The sequence below is a fragment of the Paraburkholderia fungorum genome (assembly GCF_003610895.1).
GTDB classification, from domain to species: Bacteria; Pseudomonadota; Gammaproteobacteria; order Burkholderiales; family Burkholderiaceae; genus Paraburkholderia; species Paraburkholderia fungorum_B.
In genome coordinates this window covers 12,445-37,076 of sequence record NZ_MCAS01000030.1, presented here as the reverse complement: position 1 = coordinate 37,076, position 24,632 = coordinate 12,445, and the positions used below count along the sequence as shown (strand labels likewise).

Annotated in this window: 19 protein-coding genes; 8 read left to right on the top strand and 11 right to left on the bottom strand. The window is 62.9% G+C overall.

What is annotated here, in order from left to right; translation table 11 throughout:
• Positions 1 to 195 precede the first annotated feature (195 nt).
• Entirely contained in the window at positions 196 to 1,017 is an 822-nt protein-coding gene (locus BCY88_RS25270; protein ID WP_120346945.1) for an alpha/beta fold hydrolase, read from the top strand.
• Here the strand turns inward: BCY88_RS25270 and BCY88_RS25265 are convergent.
• Both BCY88_RS25265 and BCY88_RS25260 read right to left on the bottom strand, forming a co-directional pair.
• On the bottom strand, positions 1,014 to 1,982 hold the full coding sequence (locus BCY88_RS25265; protein ID WP_183081445.1) for a peptidoglycan DD-metalloendopeptidase family protein: 969 nt from the start codon (positions 1,980 to 1,982) through the stop codon (positions 1,014 to 1,016). The genes BCY88_RS25270 and BCY88_RS25265 overlap by 4 nt on opposite strands.
• A gap of 630 nt (positions 1,983 to 2,612) precedes the next feature.
• Positions 2,613 to 3,029: a hypothetical protein gene (locus BCY88_RS25260; RefSeq protein WP_120346899.1), complete on the bottom strand. Its 417-nt coding sequence runs from the start codon at positions 3,027 to 3,029 to the stop codon at positions 2,613 to 2,615.
• 138 nt (positions 3,030 to 3,167) lie between these two features.
• On the opposite strand from BCY88_RS25260, the gene BCY88_RS25255 reads away from it, so the two are divergent.
• Entirely contained in the window at positions 3,168 to 3,575 is a 408-nt protein-coding gene (locus tag BCY88_RS25255; RefSeq protein WP_120346898.1) for an SRPBCC family protein, read from the top strand.
• Positions 3,576 to 3,742: 167 nt separating this feature from the next.
• On the opposite strand, the gene BCY88_RS25250 is transcribed toward BCY88_RS25255, so the two are convergent.
• The 4 genes from BCY88_RS25250 to BCY88_RS25235 form a co-directional block, all read right to left on the bottom strand.
• Complete coding sequence (locus BCY88_RS25250; protein ID WP_120346897.1) at positions 3,743 to 5,005, bottom strand: cytochrome c; 1,263 nt, start codon at positions 5,003 to 5,005, stop codon at positions 3,743 to 3,745.
• Positions 5,002 to 5,712, bottom strand: coding sequence for a (2Fe-2S)-binding protein (locus BCY88_RS25245; RefSeq protein WP_120346896.1), 711 nt, complete (start codon positions 5,710 to 5,712; stop codon positions 5,002 to 5,004). Before BCY88_RS25245 ends, BCY88_RS25250 begins: the two co-directional genes overlap by 4 nt.
• Positions 5,709 to 8,537: a xanthine dehydrogenase family protein molybdopterin-binding subunit gene (locus BCY88_RS25240; RefSeq protein ID WP_120346895.1), complete on the bottom strand. Its 2,829-nt coding sequence runs from the start codon at positions 8,535 to 8,537 to the stop codon at positions 5,709 to 5,711. The genes BCY88_RS25245 and BCY88_RS25240 overlap by 4 nt, the downstream gene beginning before the upstream one ends.
• Positions 8,538 to 8,941: 404 nt before the next feature.
• A complete protein-coding gene (locus tag BCY88_RS25235; protein ID WP_183081444.1) occupies positions 8,942 to 9,697 on the bottom strand; it encodes a DeoR/GlpR family DNA-binding transcription regulator in 756 nt (251 codons plus the stop codon).
• 186 nt (positions 9,698 to 9,883) lie between these two features.
• On the opposite strand from BCY88_RS25235, the gene BCY88_RS25230 reads away from it, so the two are divergent.
• Together BCY88_RS25230 and BCY88_RS25225 are read left to right on the top strand one after the other, a co-directional pair.
• Positions 9,884 to 10,471: an NUDIX domain-containing protein gene (locus tag BCY88_RS25230; protein WP_120346893.1), complete on the top strand. Its 588-nt coding sequence runs from the start codon at positions 9,884 to 9,886 to the stop codon at positions 10,469 to 10,471.
• Positions 10,472 to 10,831: 360 nt separating this feature from the next.
• The gene (locus BCY88_RS25225) at positions 10,832 to 11,131 is read left to right on the top strand and encodes a hypothetical protein (RefSeq protein ID WP_259461507.1); all 300 of its coding nucleotides are present in this window, start codon (positions 10,832 to 10,834) and stop codon (positions 11,129 to 11,131) included.
• Positions 11,132 to 11,177: 46 nt separating this feature from the next.
• On the opposite strand, the gene BCY88_RS25220 is transcribed toward BCY88_RS25225, so the two are convergent.
• Positions 11,178 to 12,350, bottom strand: a complete 1,173-nt coding sequence (locus BCY88_RS25220; protein ID WP_120346891.1) for a porin — start codon at positions 12,348 to 12,350, stop codon at positions 11,178 to 11,180.
• Positions 12,351 to 12,877: 527 nt separating this feature from the next.
• On the opposite strand from BCY88_RS25220, the gene BCY88_RS25215 reads away from it, so the two are divergent.
• A complete protein-coding gene (locus BCY88_RS25215; protein ID WP_120346890.1) occupies positions 12,878 to 13,987 on the top strand; it encodes an OpgC domain-containing protein in 1,110 nt (369 codons plus the stop codon).
• Positions 13,988 to 14,198: 211 nt separating this feature from the next.
• Positions 14,199 to 15,059, top strand: a complete 861-nt coding sequence (locus BCY88_RS25210; RefSeq protein ID WP_120346889.1) for an alpha/beta hydrolase — start codon at positions 14,199 to 14,201, stop codon at positions 15,057 to 15,059.
• A 56-nt stretch (positions 15,060 to 15,115) separates the two neighbouring features.
• Here BCY88_RS25210 and BCY88_RS25205 read toward each other — a convergent pair whose 3' ends face one another.
• Positions 15,116 to 16,186 carry an AI-2E family transporter gene (locus tag BCY88_RS25205; RefSeq protein ID WP_120346888.1) on the bottom strand — a complete coding sequence of 357 codons (1,071 nt, stop codon included), beginning with the start codon at positions 16,184 to 16,186 and terminating at the stop codon, positions 15,116 to 15,118.
• Between the two features lie 345 nt (positions 16,187 to 16,531).
• Between BCY88_RS25205 and BCY88_RS25200 the strand changes: the two genes are divergently transcribed.
• Both BCY88_RS25200 and BCY88_RS25195 read left to right on the top strand, forming a co-directional pair.
• On the top strand, positions 16,532 to 16,816 hold the full coding sequence (locus BCY88_RS25200) for a DUF3331 domain-containing protein (protein WP_028197253.1): 285 nt from the start codon (positions 16,532 to 16,534) through the stop codon (positions 16,814 to 16,816).
• 384 nt (positions 16,817 to 17,200) lie between these two features.
• Positions 17,201 to 19,765 (top strand): adenosylcobalamin-dependent ribonucleoside-diphosphate reductase, encoded by a 2,565-nt coding sequence (locus BCY88_RS25195; RefSeq protein ID WP_120346887.1) that lies wholly within the window; start codon positions 17,201 to 17,203, stop codon positions 19,763 to 19,765.
• 92 nt (positions 19,766 to 19,857) lie between these two features.
• Here BCY88_RS25195 and BCY88_RS25190 read toward each other — a convergent pair whose 3' ends face one another.
• The 3 genes from BCY88_RS25190 to BCY88_RS25180 form a co-directional block, all read right to left on the bottom strand.
• Entirely contained in the window at positions 19,858 to 20,808 is a 951-nt protein-coding gene (locus BCY88_RS25190) for a dimethyl sulfoxide reductase anchor subunit family protein (protein WP_120346886.1), read from the bottom strand.
• 11 nt (positions 20,809 to 20,819) lie between these two features.
• Positions 20,820 to 21,569 (bottom strand): 4Fe-4S dicluster domain-containing protein, encoded by a 750-nt coding sequence (locus BCY88_RS25185; protein WP_120346885.1) that lies wholly within the window; start codon positions 21,567 to 21,569, stop codon positions 20,820 to 20,822.
• Positions 21,570 to 21,666: 97 nt separating this feature from the next.
• Complete coding sequence (locus BCY88_RS25180) at positions 21,667 to 24,588, bottom strand: molybdopterin-dependent oxidoreductase (RefSeq protein WP_120346884.1); 2,922 nt, start codon at positions 24,586 to 24,588, stop codon at positions 21,667 to 21,669.
• Positions 24,589 to 24,632: the final 44 nt, after the last annotated feature.

The window sequence follows — 24,632 nt, the reverse complement described above, 5'->3', positions numbered from 1 at the left end:
TTCGTAACAGTGCATCGCTCGCCACTCAATCCGGCGACGCCGTGAATCGCCATCCATTGAATTTGCCTGGCTTTGCTGAATAAAACAAAGGTGAGCTTTTGCGGGAAGCGCATTGGAAGATACGGCGACAGGCCGGTCTGCACACTTGAGTGCGCCCTGCTAAGGTAAGCAGACTTTCTCCCGATGCTCACCGTCATGCAAATCTGGCCACTGCCCGACAGCTATACGTTCCGCGATCAAACCGTGCGCTTTCGCGTGACCGGCAACGGTCCGCCGCTGGTGCTGGTGCACGGCACACCGTTTTCTTCGTATGTGTGGCATCGCATCGCGCCCCATCTCGCGCAAGTTCGCACTGTCTATTACTACGATCTGCTTGGCTACGGCCAATCCGAGCAACGTGACGCTCAGGACGTCTCACTCGGCGTGCAGAACGTGCTCCTGGCGGAATTGCTCACGCATTGGAAATTGAAGAATCCGGACGTCATCGCGCACGATTTCGGCGGCGCGACTTCTTTGCGCGCGCATCTGATCGACGGGTGCGACTATCGCAGTCTCATGCTGATCGATCCGGTCGCCGTCGCGCCATGGGGGTCGCCGTTCGTGCGGCACGTGCGCGAACACGGCGCGGCCTTCGCCGGACTGCCGCCGTATATTCACGAAGCGGTGGTGAAGGCCTACGTGCGTGGCGCCATCGCCCGTGATATTCCGGACGAGGAACTTGCGCCTTATGTGACACCTTGGCTCGGCGCAACGGGACAATCCGCGTTCTATCGCCAGATCGCCCAAATGGACCAGCGCTACACCGACGAGGTCGAAGCCCGCTATTCGCAGATGCGCTGTCCAACGCAAGTCCTGTGGGGTGAAGACGACCAGTGGATTCCGCTCGAACGCGGCCGGCAACTGGCGGCGGTCATCCCCGGCGCGAGTTTTCAGCCCGTGCCTAAGGCCGGTCATCTCATGCAGGAAGATGCACCCGAAGCGATCGTCGCAGCGGCGTTGCGCTGGCTCGCCGCCTAGCCGCGGCCTTGCGGCAGATACGGCATCGGATCGACCGGCTTGCCGTCGCGGCGCAACTCGAAGCCCACGGAGACGCGCGAGTTATTTTCGTCGCCCATCTCGGCAATCTGCTGCCCCTGCCGCACGATGTCGCCGATTTTCACCAGCAGCTTGCGGTTATGCGAGTAAGCAGTCAGAAAGTCCTTGTTGTGCTGAACGATGATGAGACTGCCGTAGCTGTTCAGGCCCGTGCCGGCGTACATCACCTTGCCGTCGGCCGCGGCCCGCACCGGATCGCCGGGTTTGCCGCCAATTTCGATGCCGCGCGTTTCGCCTGGCTGGAAAGTCTCGACCACGCGGCCACCCGCAGGCCACGCGAGCGACACACCGTTCGCATGCCGCGAAGTCTCCTGGGCGACTTCGCGCACCTCGGCCGCGCTGGGCGCGGGTGATTGCGCCGGTGATTGCGCACTTGCCTGCGCATTGGCCGTCCCCGGCGCCTGCGCTGTGAGCGGAACAGCCGGCGCGGACGCAGCCGCCGCCTTCGCAGCGGCGGCCGCCGCATTGGCCAGATTGACCGCCCGCACCGTTTCCGGCGAAGCGACGTGCAGCACCTGCCCCGGCTTCAACCGCGAGGAAGACTTCAGACCGTTCCACGCCAGCAACTGCCTGACGCTGCAATGATGGTGCTGGGCGACGCGCGCCAGCGTATCGCCACGCTTGACACGATAAACCAGCGGCGGGGTCTTCTTAAGCGGCGTGCCGTCGCCGGCGGCCAGCTTGACCGACGAGCCCGCGAGCGCGTCGGAAGCCGGCGCCGCAGCCGCGGCCGGCACACCGGACGCAGCCGAAGCAACCGGCGCGGCCGATGCCGCGCCCGTTTGCGCGCCTTGCTGCCCCACATTCGCACAACCGCTGAACGCCAGCGCAAACGACACGCCCGCCAGACTGGCCATCATTGTTCTGTCGAAACGCTTTCCCAACATGTTCGACTCCTGCTTTTCTATGGGCAGGCCGAGTGCCGCCCTGTCGCGTGAGATGCGCGCATTCTGGTGAAGCGCTGCTTTCTCTCGCGACACAGCGAGGCCGCCTCGTGCGGCGCTCACTCATGCCATGCCGTGCAACCCAATCCCTTTCGCCTGACAGACTGCCGAATGCCGAATGCCGAATGCCCGATAAACAGGCGATCTTCCGCGAAAAGGGCCAGATTGCCGATTAAAATTCACGCGGAATTGTAAAGTGCGTTTTGCAAAAAACGCCCCGCCTCACACACTCTGATACAAACCTTACGCACGGTGATGCAGACTCGGTTGCGTGTGCAACCATCTTCGCGTCGCAAGCCTTCGCACAGGCCGGTCGCCGCCCAGGCGGCCTGATCCGGCCCACACGGTCGATCCGCGCCTCATGCGTGGTATTGGCCAAAGGCTTCTACGCGCATGGTCGCGACGATCCGTCAGCAGCTACGCCACAGGATGATCGACTGGTAACGTTTTCTTTAACGGCAAAGTGTAGTTAAAACTTGAATGACCGCCCGCCGCGATGGCGAGCGCAGAGGGGAACAGCATAGGCAAGCGGACGGACATCACGCCCATCCGCTTGCCAGGATCGACGGACGGCTAGCTGTAAGTCTGGCCTTGATACTTCACGTAACCGACCGGATGGTGCGTGAAGTGCAGTACCGGCAAAACGGGGTTGGAGTTGTCCTGGGTCGGATAAGCGCTGGCGTCGGAGATATATTCACCTTGAGCCTCGATTGGCTGGCCCGCTTGCAAGCCGGGGATTTCATGCGCCAACCCCTCGCTGTCGCCAAAGCGCACGGCGACGAATACCTCGGTACCGGTCAGATCCTGCGTCCCGCCAGCGAATTTCAGCACCTTGTCGATCCTGATGACAAAGTGCTGGTGATCGGCGTTGTTGTGAAACTCGGGGGCGAGGAACACCTTGCTGATCGTGCCCTGCACGCAAGCCAGCGGCGCACTCTGCGATTGGGCGGAAGACGGCTGGGGAGCGGTTTGCGTCGCGCGATTACTCATGAAGTCTCCGGAAAGGGAATCAGATTGGTCTACGGCGAAACGTAGCGCGCGCCGCCGGGGGGCGACGGCGCGATACCATTTGAGCCGACCATCGCGCGCGAGTTCATTGCGCGCCGTTCACAGGAGAGCAGAGACACAATGACCGGTTCGTCGCGGGCACATATCATCAGCGTCCATATCGCGCGCGACTGGCGCGATGTTTACGCTTTCACTTCGCCGCCGCAAGCATTCCCGTTGTGGGCATCCGGCCTCGGCAAACCGCTCGGCCACGAGGGCGCGCAGTGGCGTTTCGAAAGCAGCGACGGCCCGGTGAAGGTGCGCTTCTCCGCCGTCAACGACTACGGCGTGCTCGATCATTACGTGCTCCTGCCGGACGGCAACGAGATTTACATCCCGCTGCGGGTGATCGCCAATGGCAACGGCAGCGATGTCCAGTTCACGCTGTTTCGCCTGCCCGGCATGACAGACGAGAAATTCGCCGCCGACGCGCAGTGGGTCGAGCGTGATCTGAACGCGCTGAAGGCCTTGCTGGAAGCGCGAGATTGATCCGCACGATGCGAGGTTCGATGCAAGCGGCAGCGTGGCGATACCGAGCGTTGCCGTCCGCGTAAAACTCCATAAAAAAAGCCGGCGCCTTTGACGGCACCGGCTCTTCTACCTTCCCCTCATCACGCCTTGCGCCAGACTTGCAGCGCCCTGACGCATGGCATGTTTCATCGCAGCGCTTTCACCGCATCGGCCGTCACGTCGGCGGGCTGGCCGCCATACGTCGCGCGCAGATAGTTCGCGAGCTGGGCAAGTTCGCCGTCGCTGAGTTGCGTGGCAAAGCCCGGCATCTCCTGCATCCGCTCGAGGCCCGGGAAATCCTGGGCGCCAATGCCGTCGAGCATCGCCACGATCAGGTTATGGGCATCGCCTTGACGCACGGTCGAGTTGCCGCGCATCGGCACCGCGACGTGCGGCTTGCCCTCGCCGCCCAGGCCGTGACAACCGGCGCACACCGCCAGATACACATTGCGCCCCGCCTCGAGTTGCGCGGCATCGGCCGAGACCGATTGCAAGGGTTGCGGCGCCGGCGCCTGATCGCCGAGCAGATAGGTCGACATTGCGCGCAGATCGTCATGCGTCATGTACTGGCTGCTCAGATGCACAACCGGATACATCTCGCCGAAGGCCGATCCCTGCGGCGCGATACCGGTGGCGAAGAACGTCTGCAAGTCCGCTGCTGTCCAGCCACGCGCCGCCAGACCATGCGGCGTGATGTCCGGCGCGGCGATCCGGCCGAGCGCCGCGCCCGTGAGCGGCTTCGCCCCGTCGAGCTGGCCGAAGGTGCCGCGCGGCGTATGGCATTCGGCGCAGTGGCCAAGCGCGCTCGCGAGATAGCGGCCGCGATTCCAGTCCGCCGACGCTCCCTTCGATGCGTCCGGCAACGTGTCCTTCAGGAACATCCAGTCCCAGAAGCGCACGCCAAAACGCATGTTGAACGGAAACGACAACTCCGGTTCGTGGTTCGCCACCGCTGCCGGCTTCTGCGCCATCAGATACGCGTAGATCGCGTCGCTATCCGCGCGCGACAGCTGGCGGTACGACGTGTACGGCATGGCCGGATACAACTGTTTGGTCGGCGTGACGCCGTCGTGCAGTGCCTTGTAGAGATCGTCCGCAGTCCAGTTGCCGATCCCGTGGTCCTTGTCCGGCGTGATGTTGGTGCCGTAGAAGGTGCCGAACGGCGAAGCCAGCTTCACGCCACCGGCGAACGGCGCACCGTCCGAGGTGGTATGACAGGCGGCGCAGTCGGCGGCTTTGACGAGGTAGCGGCCGCGCGCGAGCGGATCGGCCGCCGTGGATTGCGGGCCCAACGCGGCGGCGGCCTGCATCGCCGCGGCGGAGTCGTCGTGCTTGCCGCAGGCGCTGAGCAAAGCCGCCGTGCCGAGCAACAGCAGCACGCGGCGCAGATTCATGGAGGCGCTCATCATGCGGCATCCTTTACGAGGCCGGGCGTGGTCATCACGACCTCCTTCACGGCCTCGTAGTAGCGCACGTAGCCCGTGCAGCGGCAGATATGGTCGTTCAACGCCTCGGTGATGGTTTGCTCGACCTGATTCTTCGCAACCGGCTGGCGTTTCAGGCGTTCGATCAACACGGTCGCCGCGTTGACGAAGCCGGGCGTACAGTAGCCGCACTGAAAACTGAAGTGCTCGAGAAACTTCTGCTGGATCGGCGACAACTCCACGACCTCGCCTGCTTCGTTGCGCTTCGCGTGCCCTTCAATCGTGCGGATGGTTTTGCCGTTGAAGAAATTCGCGCCCGTGATGCAGGTGCGCACTTCTTCGCTGGTGCCGTCCGGTTTGTCGACGATCACGACGCACGCGTGGCAGATGCCCTGGCCGCAACCGAGGCGCGAGCCGGTCAGATGCAGGTACTCGTGCAGGAAATCGATCATCATCAGACCGGCCGGCACGTCGGTCGGGCCGACGATCTCGCCGTTCACCTTGATCGACACCGGCAGCGTGCGGAAATGCGTCAACGGACGCTCGACCACCGTTGCCGCGGGCGCGCCGGCAGCAACGCCCGAGGCGCCGGAAGCAGTGTTGGCCGCCGCAGCGCCCGAAGCAGCAACGGCAGGAACAGCAGCGCTGGCGCCGCTCGCGGCATTGGCGGAAGTTTGAGTGGGGGCCGTCATGCGAGCACCTTCTGAATAAGTTGCGGGGTGACCGGCAGGTCGGTAAAGCGATGGCCGATCGCGTGCGCGATGCCGTTCACGATGGCGCCGACCACCGGAATCATCACGACTTCGGCGATACCCTTCGGCGGGTCGGTCTCGGTCAGCGGCGGCAGCACTTCGCCGGTCTGGGTCCAGACGGCGACGTCCGTCGCGCGCGGCAAGTGATAGCGATTGAAGTTCCACGTGCCGTTGCCGGGGCCATCCTCGTAGAGCGGCAAATACTCGTGCAGCGCATGGCCGATACCCATTGCAAGGCCGCCTTGCAACTGGCCCGATACGAGTTGGGGCGAAAGCTGATTGCCGCACTCCATGATCGAGTGATGCGCGAGCACATTCACCTTGCCGCTTGCTTCATGCACCGACAGTTCGACCAGCGTGCCAACCGCGCTGTAGTAGGTCACGGCCGCGTTATTGCGCTGAACCGGCGGAATGAATACGCGCTGACGATCGAGTACGCGGTAGTGGTTCGGCGTGGTTTGCAGTTTCTTCTTATCTGCCGACGCGTTATCGCCGTAGCGCAGCGCGAGGCCGTCGAGCGGCAGACGCTCGACGCTGCCGTCGATCTCGAAGTCCGACTCGGTCCATTGCCAGCGATTGAACACGTGCACGGTCGCGCCGGTGACGAGACCCAACTCGTGCGCCTTCTTCGCGAGCTGTTCGAACGGCAGCGCTTCGAGCCCCGCCGCGGACAGCTTGCCGTCGACCCAACGCGCGTCCTCCATGCGCACCACCAGCGGCGCGGCCTGGCCGCCGCCGAGCCCCTGGCTCCAGATCGACATCGCCGCCGGCCACAAGCCGTGCGCGAAGACGACGCGGGCCGCTTCGCGCGTGCTGTGCGTAAAGTAGAACGCCGAATTCGTCGCGCTCGACGGCGACGCATAACCCGGCGACCAGCGCGGATTGGCGGCCAGCTTGTCCTGGTCCGCCTGCGACATCATGTACGGATCGCCGCTCGTGACGACCGGCAGATCCGGCCAGTCGGTGATCGCGACATGCACGTCGGTGGCCGGTTTGCCGAGCCACTTCGCAACCGCAATCGCCTGCGAAGTCGACATGCCGGTGCCGATTTCGGCGGCAGTATGTTGCAGGCCGATCTTGCCGTCGGCGCTGAACTCGACCTTCGCGAACGAAGTTTCCGCGCCCGTGCCGAAGTCCTTCTGCACGCAGGCAAAACCGACGCCATAACGCGTGCCCGGATGCGCGGCTTCGAACTCGGCCTTACGCTTCGCCCGATTCACCCACAGCGGATGAACCTTCGCCTTCTGCAGCACGTCGTCGACGCGAATCGCGCCGGCGGGCACCGCGCCCTGCGTGTTCTTCATGCCCGAGCGCAGCGCGTTCTTGAGGCGGAAGTCGATCGGATCGATATTCAGTTGCGCGGCGATTTCGTCGACCATCATCTCGGTCGCGGCCATGCTTTGCAGCGTGCCGTAGCCGCGTGCCGAACCGGCGTCGATGGCGCGCGAGGCAATCGCCACCGACGCGAGATCGTTCTTCGGGAAGTAATAGATCGATTGCGCGGCCGTCGCGCCAACCATCGCCACCGACGGCGAAAAGTTGCAGCGCCCGCCGCCGTTCGCTTCCATCTCGGCCTTGAACGATTGCATCAAACCGGTGTTCTTATCGACCGCGATCCGGTAGTTCATCTTGAACGCATGGCGTTTCAAGGAAGTCTGGAACTGTTCGTAGCGATCGTTGGCAAGACGCACCGGGCGGCCGTCCGCATACATCGCGCAGACGAGGCCGTAGAACGGCACGTTGAAGTGGTCCTTCGAACCGTAGCCAACCGTATAGCACGGGTGAATGAACAGGTTCTTCACCGGGAACGCGCACTTCGCGACCATGCCGGCGGCACTGTCGGCGACTTCCGACGGCGCCTGGGTCGGCACGACCATGTGCAGCGATTGGGTCGCCGCGTCGTACCAGCAGTTCGCGTTGTCGGGTTCGAGCGCGGCCGTGTCGATCGACTGCGTGTTGTATTCGCGCTCCAGCACGAGCCAGTCCGCCGACGGATGATCCAGCTCCTGCTGGATCTGTCCGGCATGGAACATGCCCTGCTCGTCGAGCTTGCCGTGTTCGACGCCGTCCGGCCACACCGGCTGGTGCTTGCGCATCATGCTCGGGAACACCGGCGCGTCTTTCAGGCTGGAGAAGAGATCGTCGTCATACGGCGTCTTGCCGCCGACGCGCACGAAGCGGAAGGTGCCCCACGGATCGCGTTCGAGCGGCCCGGTTTGCGCGCCATACCGGATGATCTGATCCTGAAACTTCAGTTTGTCTTTCGCGAAGCGGAAGCGCGCGAAGTCGTGATAGATCAGGATCGCGACCGCCTGGCCGAGATACGCGGGCGTCTTGCCCTGCGGCAGCAACATGTCGTCGCCGTAGAAGGCCGGGAAGATCAGGCCGTCGCGCGTCAGATCGGCCGCCGTGACCACGCGGTCAGGCTTCAGTTCGTCGCCAAGCAGCGTCAGATCGAAGCCTTCGTAGCTACGATCGGCTTGCGTCGTGCGCAAAATGAAAGCGTGCGATTGCTGCTGCGGCCAGTGCGGCATGTCGGCGGCGCGAATGTCGCGCGCGAACACTTTCGAACCCGTCACTTTGGCAATCCCGTCGATACGGAATTTCGCCTGGCCGTTGGCGGCATCCCACTGAACCGGCGTCAGAATCTTTTCTTCGAACAACGCAGCGAATGCGCGGCTGCCCATCGGCGCGATATACACCGACACACCCGCCAATACGCTGGCCTTCAGAAAACTACGACGCGAAAGGTCGAGTTTCCCCATGGACTTCTCCTTTAGTGAACACGGCGGCAACCCCATGGCAGGACGAACGCGGAGCACAGACCATCGCGACGCGCCTCTCCTACCAGCTTATACGTGGCTGATCTGCGCGAAACGGCTGTAAACCACGAGGGAGATGTTCGGACCGCGGGCGCTTACATCCGCCCGGGCGTACCGGCGACGTGCAGCAGCCATCACTTCGGCTATGCCGCAGTCGATCTGATTTACCTTGAACTACCGTGAGTGCCTATTTTCCTGCCCTCCAGAGGGCAAAGGCGGGGATTATCGCGCTGAATCGCAATAGGGTGCGTCAATTTTTGTTCTCTATCTCGGAAATAACGGATCGCGTATGGATAGCGCATGACTCTCGTCACGATTCGTTATAACGGCAAGTTCATAACGCTTTATCAGGCGCGCAAGATCGTGATACCCAACGCTTCGAACGGCGCGGTGAGCGCCTCGGGCGTGTTCTTCTCGACGACGATCGTACCGGCCGCCGACACGTCCGCGATCCTGTACGCCGAGGCCGCATTGAGTTTTTCCGCCGACGCCAGCACCACCGTTTCCGCCGCATGCTCCGCGAGCGCGCGCTTCACGTAGGCCTCCTCCATATCGCCGGTACTCAGGCCCGCTTGCGGATGCACCCCGGTCACGCCCATGAAATAGAAATCGGCGCGAATGTGGCTGAGGGCTTCAATCGCCGCCGCGCCCACGTTGACCATTGAATGCCGGAACAGGCGACCGCCGATCATGATGACCTCGATCTCCGTGTGCTGCGCCAGTTCGACGGCGATGCTCGGACTGTGCGTGACGATCGTCGCCCGCAAGTCGCGCGGAAGATGACGCGCCAGTTGCACGGCTGTCGTGCCGCCGTCGACGAACGCAATCTGCCCGCGCCCGATCAGGCCCGCTGCCGCCCGGCCGATTGCGGCCTTCGACGCCGATTCGATATGTTCGCGTCCGGCAAAATCCGCCGCCGCTGGCGAGGCCGGCAAGGCGCCGCCATGCACACGCTGGAGCTGCCCTTCCGCGGCAAGTTCGCGCAAATCGCGCCGGATGGTGTCCTCCGAAACCTCGAACTCCATGCTCAGGGTCTTGGCAATCACCTGCCCGTCACGCTCGAGCGTGTCGAGAATCAGCTGTTTTCTTTGTGATGTCAGCATGACGGCGATCCTGTGGGTGTTCCCGCTGGTTGGGTCGATTGGTTGAGCTGGTTGAGTCGGTTGGTTGAACACATTGCACGAAATTTCTTGTTTTTGCACGATACTGCACGATACCATGAATTGCACGCGGTGCAGGCCGCGTTTTCCTTTTCCAACAGAACCAGATGCGAGGACAGGATGCGAGTCATGAACGAAATCGCCGGGCGAGTGCGGATCGTCGACGTAAAAGTGCTATCAGACGACTGGTACGTGCTGAAGAAAACCACCTTCGACTATCAGCGCGCGGACGGCAACTGGCAGCGCCAGAGCCGCGAGACCTACGATCGCGGCAATGGCGCAACGCTGCTGCTGGTCGACCCGCGCCGCCGCACAGTCGTGCTGACCCGGCAATTCCGCCTGCCGGCGTACGTCAACGGCCACCACGGCATGCTGATCGAGGCGCCCGCGGGTCTGCTGGAGGCGGCCTCCCCCGAGGAACGCATTCGCGCCGAAGTCGAAGAGGAAACCGGCTACCGCGTGCATGACGTGCGCAAGGTATTTGAAGCTTTCATGAGCCCGGGTTCAGTGACGGAAAAGCTGCACTTTTTCGTGGCCGAATACGATGCGGCGGCAAAAGTCGGCGCGGGCGGCGGAATCGCCGACGAAGGCGAAGATATCGAGGTGTTGGAACTGCCCGTGGACGAAGCGCTGGAGATGATCGGGCGCGGCGAGATTGTCGACGGAAAGACGATCATGTTGTTGCAGTACGCCAGGTTGAATCTGTTCAGCGCGTAAGCGGCAACTCGCAGCACACTCGACAAAACCGACGGCAGCAGGTATGGGCGCTCGCGCGAAGTGCGGCAAGCGCCCTGCCGCTGCTACAGCCTTTCTCTCAGCGGTCAGGTCAGGTCAGGTCACGCGCCGCACCATCTCCGCCTAATCCCACGCAACATTAGGAAAAGGACGATATGTTGAAGAGGGTCAAAAAAATATCCTTACGGGTTCCTTTGAAGACCATCCGCTTCGCGGCCAAGCATGGTGCGTCTTCAAACAGGAAAGCCATTTCCGTAAGCATATTTTTTACTCCGCCAGCTCGACAAAGCCGGCGGATGATTTGAGGTTCAAGTGGATTCTCTTAATTCAGCGAACAGATTCATGGGTGGTTTCTTTTTCGGCGCCCTGATCGCTGCAGTCGTTATGGTGGTGCTGTGCAATGCCGGTGAATTTTCGCCGTTTATTGCGAAGCTGCATGCATTGGAGCAGGTCATCCTGACCGCGCTCATTTCCCTTGTTATTGTCGATGCAAAACCATTGGCCTATAAAACGGTCTGGCGTGAACGCCGCTGCAGCTTCGTACTCGACGAAGATCTAACCGCGACCATTCGCGGCAGAACTTTCGGTATTCCTGCCGGCGTGATAGTCGGAATACTGATTCAGAACTATGTGATGAACTGAATCTGCCCTGCTCCGTAAGATGTTCGCGGCCCTCTCACCGTTCGCCCTAGAATTTATGCCGTATCGCCGCGCGCACCACGACCTGCTTCGACGTCGACGAGGGCGACTGGGTACCGGGCGTGAAGGCATAGTCCAGAATCGTGTAGGTTGAATCGCCAGTCACCTGCTGATATTCGCCCTGAATGTACACGTCGGTGCGCTTGGACAGGTTGTAGTCCGCCATCAAGCCGAACGAATGAATTCTCGGCTTCACACCACCGTTCGAGGCGTCGTAGGTTTCCATCGTGTACACGTACTGCGCGCCGACGAAAAACATCGGTGAAATCTGATACTTGCCGTTCACCTCGAAGTTCTGATACTTGAGCGAGTTCAACAGCACGCCCGGTGGCACGAGCGGCGTCACGCCGAGATAGCCGTTGCCGGTCGGGTCGAGGTAGTTCGAATTGGTGTACACGAAGCCAGCCGTGGCCGGCCCGAAGGTATAGGTAATGCCGCCGCCGAACACGCGCATGCGGGCAGCGATAAAGCTGGCGTCGTTCGCGGTAATCGCACCGTTCGAGCCGTTGCCGGGATTGTCGGCCTGCAGATATGCCGCGGCTACCAGCAGTCCGCCGTAGGCATACTGGCCGCCGAAACTGTACGCGCGATTGTTGGCAAAACCCGTATCGTTGCTAAAGCTGTAGACGCCGCCAAACTGGAAGCCCGAGATCGACGGACTGGTGTACTTGACGCTGTTGTCGAGACGGAATGAGTTGTCGGTGTTGTCGTTATCGTAGGGATGCGAGAACAGCGCACCGGCCCAGTTGCCGTTGGCCGTCGTCTGCGCCAGATAGTCGACCACCGAATCGTATTGGCGGCCGAACGTCAGTGTGCCGTATGGCTCCGAGCTCAAGCCGACGAACGCCTGGCGCCCGAACATCCGGCCGCCCTGGTTAAGCCGTCCGGAGCTGACGTCGAAACCGTTTTCCAGCTGGAAGATTGCCTTCAGACCACCGCCGAGATCCTCGTCGCCTTTCAGGCCCCAGCGGCTGCCCTGGGCATCGCCGCTCGCGAGTTCATAGACATGGCCACGGCCGACATTGTTGGTGTAATTGATGCCTTCATCGAGCACGCCGTACAGCGTCACGCTCGTCTGGGCAAAAGCAGGCGGGGAGAAAACGGCTAACGGAATCGCGGACAAAACAGTGGAGACAGCCAGCGCGAACACTTGCTTGTTCATGAAGATCTCCCTGAGCTCGAGTAATGGGACAACTCGATCCGACCGCTTTCTTCTTGACGCTTCTTGAGGCGTTTATCGACCCCGACGCGCTTTGAAGAAATCCTCACACGCCGTTACGTCGCCGTCCATCAGGTGTCACGCCCATATCTCAAAACGTTGCGAAATCTCCACTGCGTGGGTCACCCCCTTTTTTCGCAACGCCGATTCAGGTAAACGGCGCTGTACCGCCCGGACCCAAGCTGGCTGCCGTATTGGCGGCACCCGTCCTGCACGTCTCGTGGCCACTTTGTCATGAAACGAAATATAATCGAAAGCTTTTGCGGCGCTGCAGCGGAACTCCGCGCCGTCAAACGGGTCATTTTTACTGGCCTCCACAACCGAGCCTCGCATGGCTGGTTCAGGCTGCGACGCGGCCTTGCACAGGGCGGCCGTCCGCCGCCGCATCCAATCCAATTTCAAAAGCTTTGTGAGACGCCGCCGCGCTGAACTAGCGCGCCGTCACACGGGGCTGCTTTTGGCGCCACACAATGCAGAAGTCGCAAACCCGTTTAATTGAGCTCGATTTTTTTCGCGGGCTGGTCCTCCTGATCATCGTCGTCGATCACATCGGCGGCAGCATTCTCTCGCGCATCACGCTGCACGCGTATGCGCTGTGCGACGCGGCGGAAGTCTTCGTGTTTCTCGGCGGCTTCGCCACGGCAACGGCCTACGCGGCACTCGCCGAACGGCGTAACGAGGCGACCGCGCGCAGCCGCTTCCTGCGGCGCTCGCTCGAAATTTATCGGGCATTCCTCATTACGGCCGGCTTGATGCTGCTGGTCAGCGCGGTGCTCAGCGCATTCAGTATCGACGGCCCGAATCTCGCCACCACCGATCTCGACGATCTGATGGCCACGCCCGTGGCCGCCCTGCGCGACATTCTGCTGTTCCGCCGTCAGCCGTATCTCGCCTCCGTGCTGCCCATGTACACGTTCTTCGCGCTGCTGGTGCCCATGATCCTGCCGCTCGCGCGCAGCAAGCCATGGCTGCTGCTGGCCGGCAGCGTCGCCCTGTGGGCGGCCGCACCGGCGATTAACGCCTACCTGCCCGCCGCGCCGGACATGCACTGGGATTTCAACCCGTTTGCCTGGCAGTTGCTGTTCGTGCTCGGTGTGCTGGCCCGTTGCCAGCCGGTCTATCAGCGCGTCAACGCGCATCGCTTCGGCTGGCTGGTCAGCATCCTGGCGCTCGCCGTGGTCGCCGCCGCGGCCTACTACAAACTGTTCATTGAACGCGAGCCACTCGATGGCAGCCTGAAGCAAAACCTCTCCTACCTGCGCGCGATCAATTTTCTTGCGATTGCCTGGCTCGTCGCGAACCTGATCCAGCTCGGCTGGGCAAAAAAGCTCGCGCAATGGCTGCCGTGGGTCGGCATGATCGGCCGTAAAGGGCTGTTGTGTTTTGTCGCGGGCGCGGTGATTTCTCTGGTCGTCGATTCGGTGCTGTATGCCGCGACCGACGGCTATCTGAACTATCCCCTCGGGCTGGTGGCGGACGCCTGCGCCGTCGGCGCACTGTTCGCTGTCGCAAGAGCGTCGGAGCCGCTCAAGCGTTTCACCACGCGCCTCTGGAGCTTGCGCCTCAGAACGTCGCCCTGAGGCGGCAGCGCGTGCGCACCTGCGCCGCGCTTTTGCGGCATTGCCGCTTATCGTGTGCTATCTGTGTGTCTGACGGGATTGCGGGGTTATCGCGGAGTTACTGCGGAATTCCCGCGTTGTCACTTTCCCGCTTGCCGCTTGCCGATTTCCACTGCTGATCCTGATAGCATGACGGCCGCGCGCGACCTGCGCGGCGGCCTCTTACTCTGACATGCGTCTATTCCTACATTCCGCACTCCTCGCGCTGTGCGCTGCTGTCGGCGCGACGGCAAGCGCCAGCACCATCGTCAGCCGCAGCTTCCATTCGGAAGCACTCGGCCGGGACTGGTCCTACACGCTCTATCTGCCCACCGGCTATCGTCACGACGCTCCCCGCATTCCCGTGCTCTACCTTCTGCACGGCAACAACGGCGACGCCAATGACTGGCTCACGCAGGGTCACCTGCAAGCCACCGCCGATACGCTGATCGAGCGCAAGGAGATACCGCCGGTCGCGATCGTGATGCCGCAAGGCGGCACGGACTGGTATGTCGATCGCAAGGAGAAGATGGAGACCGCGTTCTTCGCCGATCTGCTGCCGGAGATCGAAACGCACTACGCGGTCGCCACGCAACGCGGCGGGCGGATGATCGGCGGCGTTTCGATGGGGGGGTTCGGCGCACTGCGCTATGCCATGACGCAACCCGAACTTTTTTGCGGCGCGCTCCTGCTGAGCCCCGCGATCTATGCGAACGAGCCCCCGCCCGGTTCGGCGGCACGCCGGGTCGGCGTATTCGGCGACCGGCAGTTCGATCTGCACGTCTGGCATGCGCTCAACTATCCGGCGCAATGGGAGCGCTACATGAGCCGGCCGTATCGCCTGCCGATGTTCATCGCCGCGGGTGACGACGACCTCACGATCCAGGCCGACGCGTCTTCGCTTTACACGCATCTTCGGCTGGCGGGAAATCCGGCTGCGCTGCGCATCATCGACGGCGGCCACACCTGGGAGGTCTGGAGCGCGCTGCTGCCTGCCGCGCTGAAATATACGCTGGGTTGCGTCAAACAACCCGCGCGCGATCAGGACAAGTAAATCAGAACTGAACCGGCGAATCAGCAGTCCTGATTGCACCGCCACATTGCGTGCAACTATTGCACGAGGTCAGTCCACAGCACGACCAGCACGGTCATGAGCGCGGGCCCGATGAACAGGCCCAGCAAACCGAACGTCTCCGCGCCGCCGAGAATGCCGAATAGCACCAGCAGGAAAGGCAATCGCGTCGAGTTGCCGATCAGCACCGGCCGCACGAAATGTTCGGCGACAAACACCACGATCGAACCGAACACCGCTAGCCCGATGGCCCCGGCCACCGAGCCTTGCGAGAACAGCCACAAGGCCGCGAGGCCGAATGTGACCGGCGCGCAGAACGGCAGCATCGCGGCGATCGCCGTGATGAATGCAAGCAGGGCGACGTGCGGCAAGCCGGTCACGAAATAGGCGACGCCCATCAACACCCCCTCGCCGAGCCCGACCACCACCAGCCCCGACACCGTGCCCCGCACGGCCGTAGCCATACGCTCGAGCAACTGCGCGCCGTCGTTGCCGAAGCCGCGCCGCACGCCTTTCATCAGCGAGCCCGACAGACGCGGCCCCGCCTGAAAGATCACGAAAAGCGTGACCAGCATGAAGGCGAACACCATCACGCCGTGCGCCGCGCGCGCGCCGAAATGGCGGCCGAGCGTCATCACGGTGGTGCTGTGCAATCCCTTCATGGCCGCCGAGTCGCGCAGCGGCTGAGCGAGATTCGCCTGCCACCAGGCTGAAATCTGTTGCACACCGAACGGCAGCCGTTCGACAAGAGCCGGCATCGGAATGCCGTTTTCCTGTACGGTCTTGAACCACTCGTTCATGTCGTGCGCTTCGCGCAGCGCCTGCGAAATGCCGATACCGAACGGCAGCACCACCAGCAAGGCGACCGCGAAGGTCAGCAGCACGGCGATCAACGTGGTGCGGCCAGTGAACCAGCGGCTGCCCTCCACCTTTTGCAAAAGCGGCCACAGGGCAATCGCAACGACGCCGGCCCAGGCCATCGCCGCTATGAAATCGCGTACGACCCACAGCGCCAGCAGCACGAGTCCGATGTACAGGACGAGTGATGCCGCTTTCTGTTTTTTCAGGCAATCAGGCGGTGTCGGCGAATCGGGTGGGCTTGAAATCATGAAGGCTCTTAGGATCTTGTGGATATGCGCGCGAGCCGTCCAGAAAAATGCAAACCCGCTACACTTGCGTTGCACGGTCGCTCATCAATAACCACATCTTAAAGGAAGCACCGGCGCCCTTCGCAGGCAGCATGCTTGTCTCGCTGCGTACAACAGTGCGTTGCAAAAATCCACGCTATCGTAAATTCGCCGCGCATATCGCCCGCAAAGCCCCGTCGTTTCAAACTTGCGTGAATGTCAAGTTTCATTGTTGCTATTTGGAGAACAGTGTTTCAACCGCGGCACAATGGCTATCCAGCGCTCACGGGACTACATTCGGCAGACCACAATACGGAGCCGACGATGATGACCTTAGAGTCCATCCCCCTTGACGGAACCAATGGCGTACGTATCGAGATTCTCGAGCGCTCCGACACGACGCTGGTGATCCGCTGGGTCGAACCGGGGCGCTGTCATTATGGCGAGCAACGGTGGCGGCGGCGCTCGGCGCACACGTCGGGAACGTGCGCAGTGACGCGCCGCAAGATCCGCCGCGGCGATGCGGTGTTCAAGCCGGCTGAACGGCCGGCACCTTCGAATGCTTCCGCGATGATCTGCGCCGAGGTGCTGGGCGAACTGGTCGAAGCCTGAGGTTTTTTGCCTGGACGGCACTTTCCTGACAAACGCCTCGAACACCCCGGAATACGCCTGGAACGTTCGCCGTCATTTTCCCCTTCGCAAGGCGTTCGCTCCGGCGCGCCGCGCTTGCCCCCTTCCCAACCGCACTCGCACACGCCCGGCGCTGCCCGCCAACTTTCTGCCTGATGCAGGTCGCTTCAGAAAAGCCGCTGCGGCTGACGCCGCCAATGGGCGGGCCGGCCACAAAAGCCTGATTGCGGCCGTTCGCCACGTGCGCTAAGGTGATCCCCGTTGCGCCAGGTCACCGCACCTGCCAAACGCGCACGGTTAAATGAATGCCCTCAATCCCATTCGAACCCGCCGCAGCCCGTCTGGCGGCAAACGAGAGGCAACACCATGGCAGAAGACACCCCGGACACCCGCGCGGCAGCAACGCCTCCCAGCCAACTCATTGCACCGCAACAATTCTCTCTGGACGTGCTGCAGGAGAAGTACGCAAAAGGCAGTGAACAATCGGCCGACGAAGTGTTCAAACGCGTCGCCCGCGGAGTCGCTCAGGCGGAACCGGAGGCGCTGCGCGAATCGGTGGAAGCGCTCTTCGTCGACAATCTGCGGCACGGCGCGCTCGGCGCCGGGCGCATCATGAGCGCGGCCGGCACGGGCATCGCGGCCACGCTGATCAATTGCTTTGTGCAGCCGGTCGGCGATGCGATTCAAGGCGTCGATGAAGAAGGCCTGCCCGGCATCTATGTAGCGTTGCTGCAAGCCGCCGAAACGATGCGCCGCGGCGGTGGCGTCGGCTATAACTTCTCCGCGATCCGGCCCAAAGGCGCGCGCGTCCACACCACCAGTTCCGCGGCGTCCGGACCATGCAGCTATATGGACGTATTCGACGCCTCATGCCGGACCGTGGAAAGCGCCGGCTCGCGGCGCGGCGCGCAAATGGCCGTGCTGGACTGTAACCACCCTGATCTGATCGAGTTCATCGAGGCGAAGCATTCGAAGGGCCGCTGGAACAACTTCAACGTGTCGGTGGGCATCACCGACGAATTCATGCGCGCGGTCGAAGAAGACCAGCCCTGGCCGCTCGTGCACCGCGCCGAGCCGTCGCCGGCGCTGCGCGCGGCAGGCGACGTGCGGCAACGCGAAGACGGCCTGTGGGTCTACAGCGAACGGCCCGCACGCGAGATCTGGGATCGCATCATGCGCTCCACCTACGACGTCGCCGAGCCCGGCATTGTGTTCATTTCGCGCATGAACGAGGACAACAATCTGCGCGCCGTCGAAACCATCCGCGCCACCAATCCGTGCGGCGAGCAACCGCTGCCGGCCTACGGCTGCTGCAATCTCGGACCGCTGAACCTCACGCGTTTCGTGCTCGATCCGTTCGCGCAATTGAAAGGCGGCAAACCTTCGTTCGACTGGGACGGTCTTGCCAGACGCACCCGCACCCAGGTGCGTTTTCTCGACGACGTGCTCGACGTCACGCTCTGGCCGCTGCAGCAGCAATATGACGAGTCGCGCGCCAAGCGGCGCATCGGCGTCGGCTTCACCGGCCTAGGCGATACGCTGGTCATGCTCGGCTTGCGCTACAACGCGCAGGAAGGCCGCGACTTTGCCGTGCGCATCGCGCGGCTGATGCGCGACGAAGCCTACCGGGCCTCGGTGGAACTGGCGCGCGAGCGCGGTGCGTTTGAGCTGTTCGACGCCGGGCGCTATCTGGAAACGGGCACATTCGCTTCGCGCCTGCCCGACGACATCAAGGAGGCGATCCGCCGCGACGGCATCCGCAACAGTCATTTGCTGTCGATCGCGCCCACCGGCACGGTCAGCCTCGCGTTCGCCGACAACGCGTCGAACGGCATCGAACCGGCCTTCTCGTGGACCTATACCCGCATGAAGGTGATGGCCGACGGCAGTCGCGAATCGTTCGATGTCGAAGACTACGCGTACCGCCTCTATCGCGAACTCGGTGGCGATGTGAGCAACTTGCCGGACTACTTCGTGAGCGCGCTCGAGATGTCGGCGCGCGATCACCTCGACATGATGGCCGCCGTGCAGCCCTACGTGGACACGTCGATCTCGAAGACGGTGAACGTGCCGGCGGACTATCCATTCGAGGCGTTCGAAAGCCTCTACTTCGACGCGTGGAAAAGTGGTCTCAAGGGCCTCGCCACTTATCGTCCGAATGAAACGCTGGGCGCGGTGCTGAGCGTAAGCCCGCCACCGCAAGTGGACGACACGCTGGCCGAGACCGATCAGGATCCGCTGCGGATCGCGATCGATCATCGGCCCAAGGGCGAGTTGCCCGCGATCATTGAAAAAGTCGAGTACCTGACACAAGCCGGCAAGAAATCGCTTTATGTGGCGGTCTCGTTCATCGAAGTGACGGGGCGGCTAGGCGGCGAAGAGGTCACGATCGAGCGCCCCATCGAATTCTTCATTCCGACGGGTCAGCGCGACGAGTCTCAGCAATGGATCACGGCCACGATGCGCTCGCTCTCGCTTGCTGCGCGCGGTGGTTTCGTCGCGCGCAACCTGCAGGATATGCGCAAGGTTTCGTGGGATCGCGGGCAAGTGCGGCTCGGTGAGGTGCAGCGGCTCGACGGTCATCGCACGCCACGTTGGCACGATTCGGAAGTGGCGGCGCTTGCCTTTGCGATCCAGCAGATTCTGCATCGGCGCGGCTTTCTCGACTCTGAAGGCAATCAGGTGCCGTCGCGCATGCTGGCGCGTTTGCCGCGTGGGCAGATGAAAGCCGAGAGCGCGTTACCGGCGGATTTCGGCATTCGTCCGCATCCGGGCGATGCTGACGAAACGGCGTTGGCGCAAGCGGGTGGCACGCAAGGCTTGCATACCATGCTCGGACGCAAATGCGGATCGTGTGGTGCGAACGCGGTGATTCGCAAGGATGGGTGCGACTTCTGCACCGCGTGTGGCGAAGTCGGCGCGTGCGGGTGAGTGACAGGCAACGGCCGGCGGGAGCGGCCGCATGCCGGTAGATCGTGCCCAGTTGCACAGTTGCACGATCTACCCACCGCGCAAGCGCCCCTTCAGCCGACTCTCGCGTAATACAGATTCTGCGGATGCTTCGCCTCCGCGAAGAAGAACCAGCGTTCCGCCACGAGGCCGGCGTACTGCACAAGGCAGGCGCCGGCCAGCAAGCCGAGCGACGCGCCAAGCGGATGTAAGCCCGCCCCCAGCGCGATCAAACCAACCGGTATGGCAAACGCGGTCACGAGAAATCCCCATTTGACGCCGCGCAGCGTCCCCGCCGATTTGCCGTGAAAGAACTCGCGCAGATTGAACGCCCCGGCAGTAAAGCCGCGCGAAACTTGCACGAGCTTCGGGTTGTCGATGCCGGTCGCGCTCTGCACGGTGGACTTCGGCCGCAATCGCGCATTGCGCACGAGCGATGCCGAGCGGCTCGCGCAGCCGGCGAGCGTCAGCCCGCAAGCGCAGAGCGCCAGTTCCACGGTCAATCCCGGCGCGAACCAGGCGGTCAGCGCCGTCGCCAGCGTGAAGCCGGACGCGCAGCCTAGCAGGGCGAAGTTGACCAGCGTGAGCGGCGTGGCCCACTCCTGCAGAAAGCGCAGGCAGGCGTAGATCATCGCCGTGCAGACAAACAGCGTCGCGCTCGCCAACACGCCGAGCCACCCTATCGCGAGCGACCACGGCGAGCCAAATTCGTGGGCGACACCATAGAAAAACGCGCAGGCGAGAAACGCCGGCAGGCACAGGCATTCGCGCGACAACCACGAGGTCCGCCACATCGCAATCGCACGCCATGCGCGCTCCGGATGCCCAAGGTGAAAAAACGAGGCGATCAACCCAAGCAAGCCCAGCACGACCGCCAGGCCCGCACCGATGACATAGAACGCATTCGCGGGCGCCATGACGAGTCCGAGGTGCGCTGCCGTCTCTACGCCAACGAGTGCGATCAGCAGGCCCTGCGCCGCGCCGCTCAAGGTCGTGAGAAAAACTACTGAAAAAGCAGGATTCATCGCGAGGTCCCTCAGATGCGCGTCGCCATCGACGCAAGATGCAGTTCGCCGCGCTCGAGTCGCGCATCGAGCGATTCTTCGGGCGCCTGCGCGGCTGTACCCGTGTCCTTGCACGAACAGGCGCCGCTCCCACAACCCGAAGCCGGCGTTTTGACACGCGGCAGATAGTGGTTCGCCGGCCGTGTATTCCACTCAGGCATCAGTTGATAACCGCCACGCTCCTCGATCGCCTTCGATACCACCGATTCCGGATCGTGGATATCGCCAAACAGCCGCGCGGAGGTCGGGCACGCGAGCACGCATGCCGGCTGGCGATCGCGCTCGGAGAGGTTCTCGTCATGAATGCGGTCGACGCACAACGTGCATTTCGTCATCTCCTTGCGCGCTTCGTCGAGTTCGCGCGCACCGTACGGGCAAGCCCACGCGCAGTATTTGCAGCCGATGCATTTGTCGAAATCGACCAGCACGAGGCCGTCTTCCTTGCGCTTGTAGCTCGCGCCGGTCGGACAGACCGGCACACACGGCGGGTCCTCGCAATGCAGGCATGACTTCGGGAAGTGGATCGTGTCGGCGTTCGGGAAGCTGCCGGCCTCGAAACTCTGGACCCGGTTGAAGAACGTGCCGGACGGATCCGCATCGTAGGGATTCAGGTCGGCGAGACTGCCCGACTCGCCCGACGTGTTCCACTCCTTGCAACTCGTCACGCAAGCCTGGCACCCCACGCACACGTTCAGGTCGATTACCAATGCCATCTGGGTCATCAAAGGCTCCTTGTGCTGCTTTATCGCGTTGTTCGCATGCTTCGTGGCGCAACCGGTGCGTCCGAGCCGCACTGTCCTCTCCCGTGGGAATCGCGCGTCACTTGCACCCCGTCGCGCCGCGCAGCCGCGCCGCGAACTCACCACGCCCCGCGAAATAGGTCTGCACGATCCGCGAGATCACCCCGTTCGACCCCGGTAACGCGGGCATCGCGTCGAACTGCGGCAAGGTGTGACGCGCGTCCGCTTCCGCCGGATAGAGCCGCACGCGCACGTCGTACCATGCCGCCTGACCCGTCACCGGGTCCGAGTTCGAGAGGCGTGCCGCCGTTTCGTCGCGGCCGGGCAGCTCGTCGGTAATGAGGTGATTGAGCAGGAAGCCACGCTGCGATTCGTTCGCGCCGGCGCCCAGATTCCACGCGCCCGAGGCTTTGCCAATCGCATTCCAGGTCCATACCGTACCCGGCTCGACGGCCTCGCTAAAGCGCGCCATGCAGCGCACGCGGCCCCATTGCGATTCGGCATAGATCCAGCTGCCGTCGGCAATGCCGTTTTCGGCGGCCATGAGCGGATTCATGTAGAGATAGTTCTCGCCATGAATCTGCCGCAGCCACGCGTTCTGCGAATCCCACGAGTGATACATGGCCATCGGCCGTTGCGTCACGGCGGCGAGCGGAAACCGCGCGAGATCGGTGGAATCGCTTTCCAGCGGCGCATACCAGAACGGCAGCGGGTCGAAGTACTTCTCCACGCGCGCGCGCAGGTGATCCGGCGGCTGCCTGCCGCTCGTGCGGCCTTGCGCGGCGAGCCTGAACTTCTGCATGACGTCGGAGTACAACTGGATCAGGATCGGTTCGTTGAATTTGCGGAAGCCGTTTTTCACGGCCCAGTCGAGATACGGCCCGTTGCAGTTGCGCATGTACTGGAGCGTCTCCGGCAGGCGGTAGTGGAATACGCAGTTGTTCTTTGCGTACTGCTCCCACTGCTGCGGGTTGGGCTCGCCCACCAGCGCCTTGTCGCCGTCCTTGCCGCGCCAGCCGATCAGAAAGCCCACGCCGGAATCAGGCGTCGTCGTGTGGTTGATGATGAAATCCGGATAGTCGCGAAAGCGCCGCGTGCCCTCGGCCGTCGTAAAGGCCGGAAACTTCAGACGCGAAGCGAGTTCGATCAGCACTTCCTGGAACGGTTTGCACTCGCCTGTCGGCGGCACGACCGGCACGCGCACGGAGTCCACCGGACCGTCGAACTCGGAGATCGGCCGGTCGAGCATCGACATCGCGTCGTGCCGCTCGAGATAGGTGGTGTCCGGCAGGATCAGATCGGCGAACGCCGTCATCTCCGACTGGAACGCATCGCACACCACGAGAAACGGAATCTTGTACTCGCCGTTCGCGTGCTTGTCGGCGAGCATCTCGCGCACCTTCACCGTATTCATCGACGAATTCCAGGCCATGTTGGCCATGAAAATCAGCAAGGTATCGATCGGATACGGATCGCCGCGCCAGGCGTTGGTGATCACGCTATGCATCACGCCGTGAACGGCGAGCGGATATTCCCAGGAAAACGCCTTGTCGATGCGCACCGGGCCGCCGTTTTCGTCGATGAACAGATCCTCGGGCGCGGCGGGCCAGCCGAGCGGCCCGCTGGCGAGCGGCGTATTCGGCTTGACCGCGTCCGGGCTGTTCGGCGGTTTGGCCGACGGCGGCACTGCGCGAGGAAACGGCGACTTGTGACGAAAGCCGCCCGGACGGTCGATCGTACCGAGCAAGGACATCAACACCGCGAGCGCGCGGATCGACTGGAAGCCGTTGGAATGCGCGGCCAGCCCGCGCATCGCGTGAAAGGCGACCGGATTGCCGGTGACGGTCTCGTGCGTCTCGCCCCACGCATCGGTCCAGGAAATCGGCAGTGTGATCCGGTGGTCGCGGCTCGTCTGGATCATTTCGGCAGCGAGGCGGCGAATCGTGTCGGCGGCGATGCCGGTGATCCCGGCGGCCCACTCGGGCGTGCAGTCGGCCACGCGCTCGCGCAGCAACGCGAACGACGGCGTGACCGGCGTGCCGTCGTCGAGCGTATAGCGGCCGTCGAGTGCGGGAGTGACGCCCGGGGCATGGTGCGGCACGGCGCGCGCGGCGGCGGCATCCCACCAGAGGTGATTCTGTGGAAACAGCGGATTGCCCACCGGCCGATCCGGGTCGCGCACGAACAGGCCGAAGTTCTCGCTGGCTTCGTCGAGATCCACGAGCTCCGCCGCGTTCGTATAGCGCTGCACGAATTCGTGATCCCACGCGTCAGCGGCAATCAGTTCATGCAGAAACGCCATGAACAGCGCGCCATCCGTGCCGGGCTTGATGGGCACCCACTCGTCGGCAATCGCCGCATAACCGGTGCGAATCGGGTTGATTGCGATGAAGCGTCCACCCGCGCGTTTGAACTTGGAAATGGCGATCTTGAGCGGATTCGAATGGTGATCTTCCGCCGTACCGATCATGAAGAAGAGTTTGGCGCTGTCGAGATCGGGGCCGCCGAACTCCCAGAACGAGCCGCCGATCGTATAGATCATGCCGGCCGCCATGTTCGCCGAACAGAAGCCGCCGTGGGCCGCGTAATTAGGCGTGCCGAACTGTTTGGCGAACAGCCCGGTAAGCGCCTGCATCTGGTCGCGGCCGGTAAACAGCGCGAATTTCTTCGGATCGGTGGCGCGAATCGTGGCCAGGCGCTTTTCGAGTACGTCGAACGCGACCTCCCACGACACCGGTTCGAACTGCGCACTGCCCCGCTCCGCGCCCGCCTTGCGCATCAATGGCTGGGTCAGACGCGCGGGCGAGTACTGCTTCATGATGCCCGACGCGCCCTTGGCGCAGATCACCCCCTGATTCAGGGGATGCTCAGGGTTGCCGTCGATATAGCGCACCTCGCCTTCGCGCAGATGCACACGAATGCCGCAACGGCAGGCGCACATGTAGCAGGTGGTCGTCTTGATCTCGAGCCGTTCGTCCTGCGTGCGGGCGTGGTGTTCCATGCGGGATCTCCGTCGCGGCTCCGGCTATGTCGAAGCGATGTGGG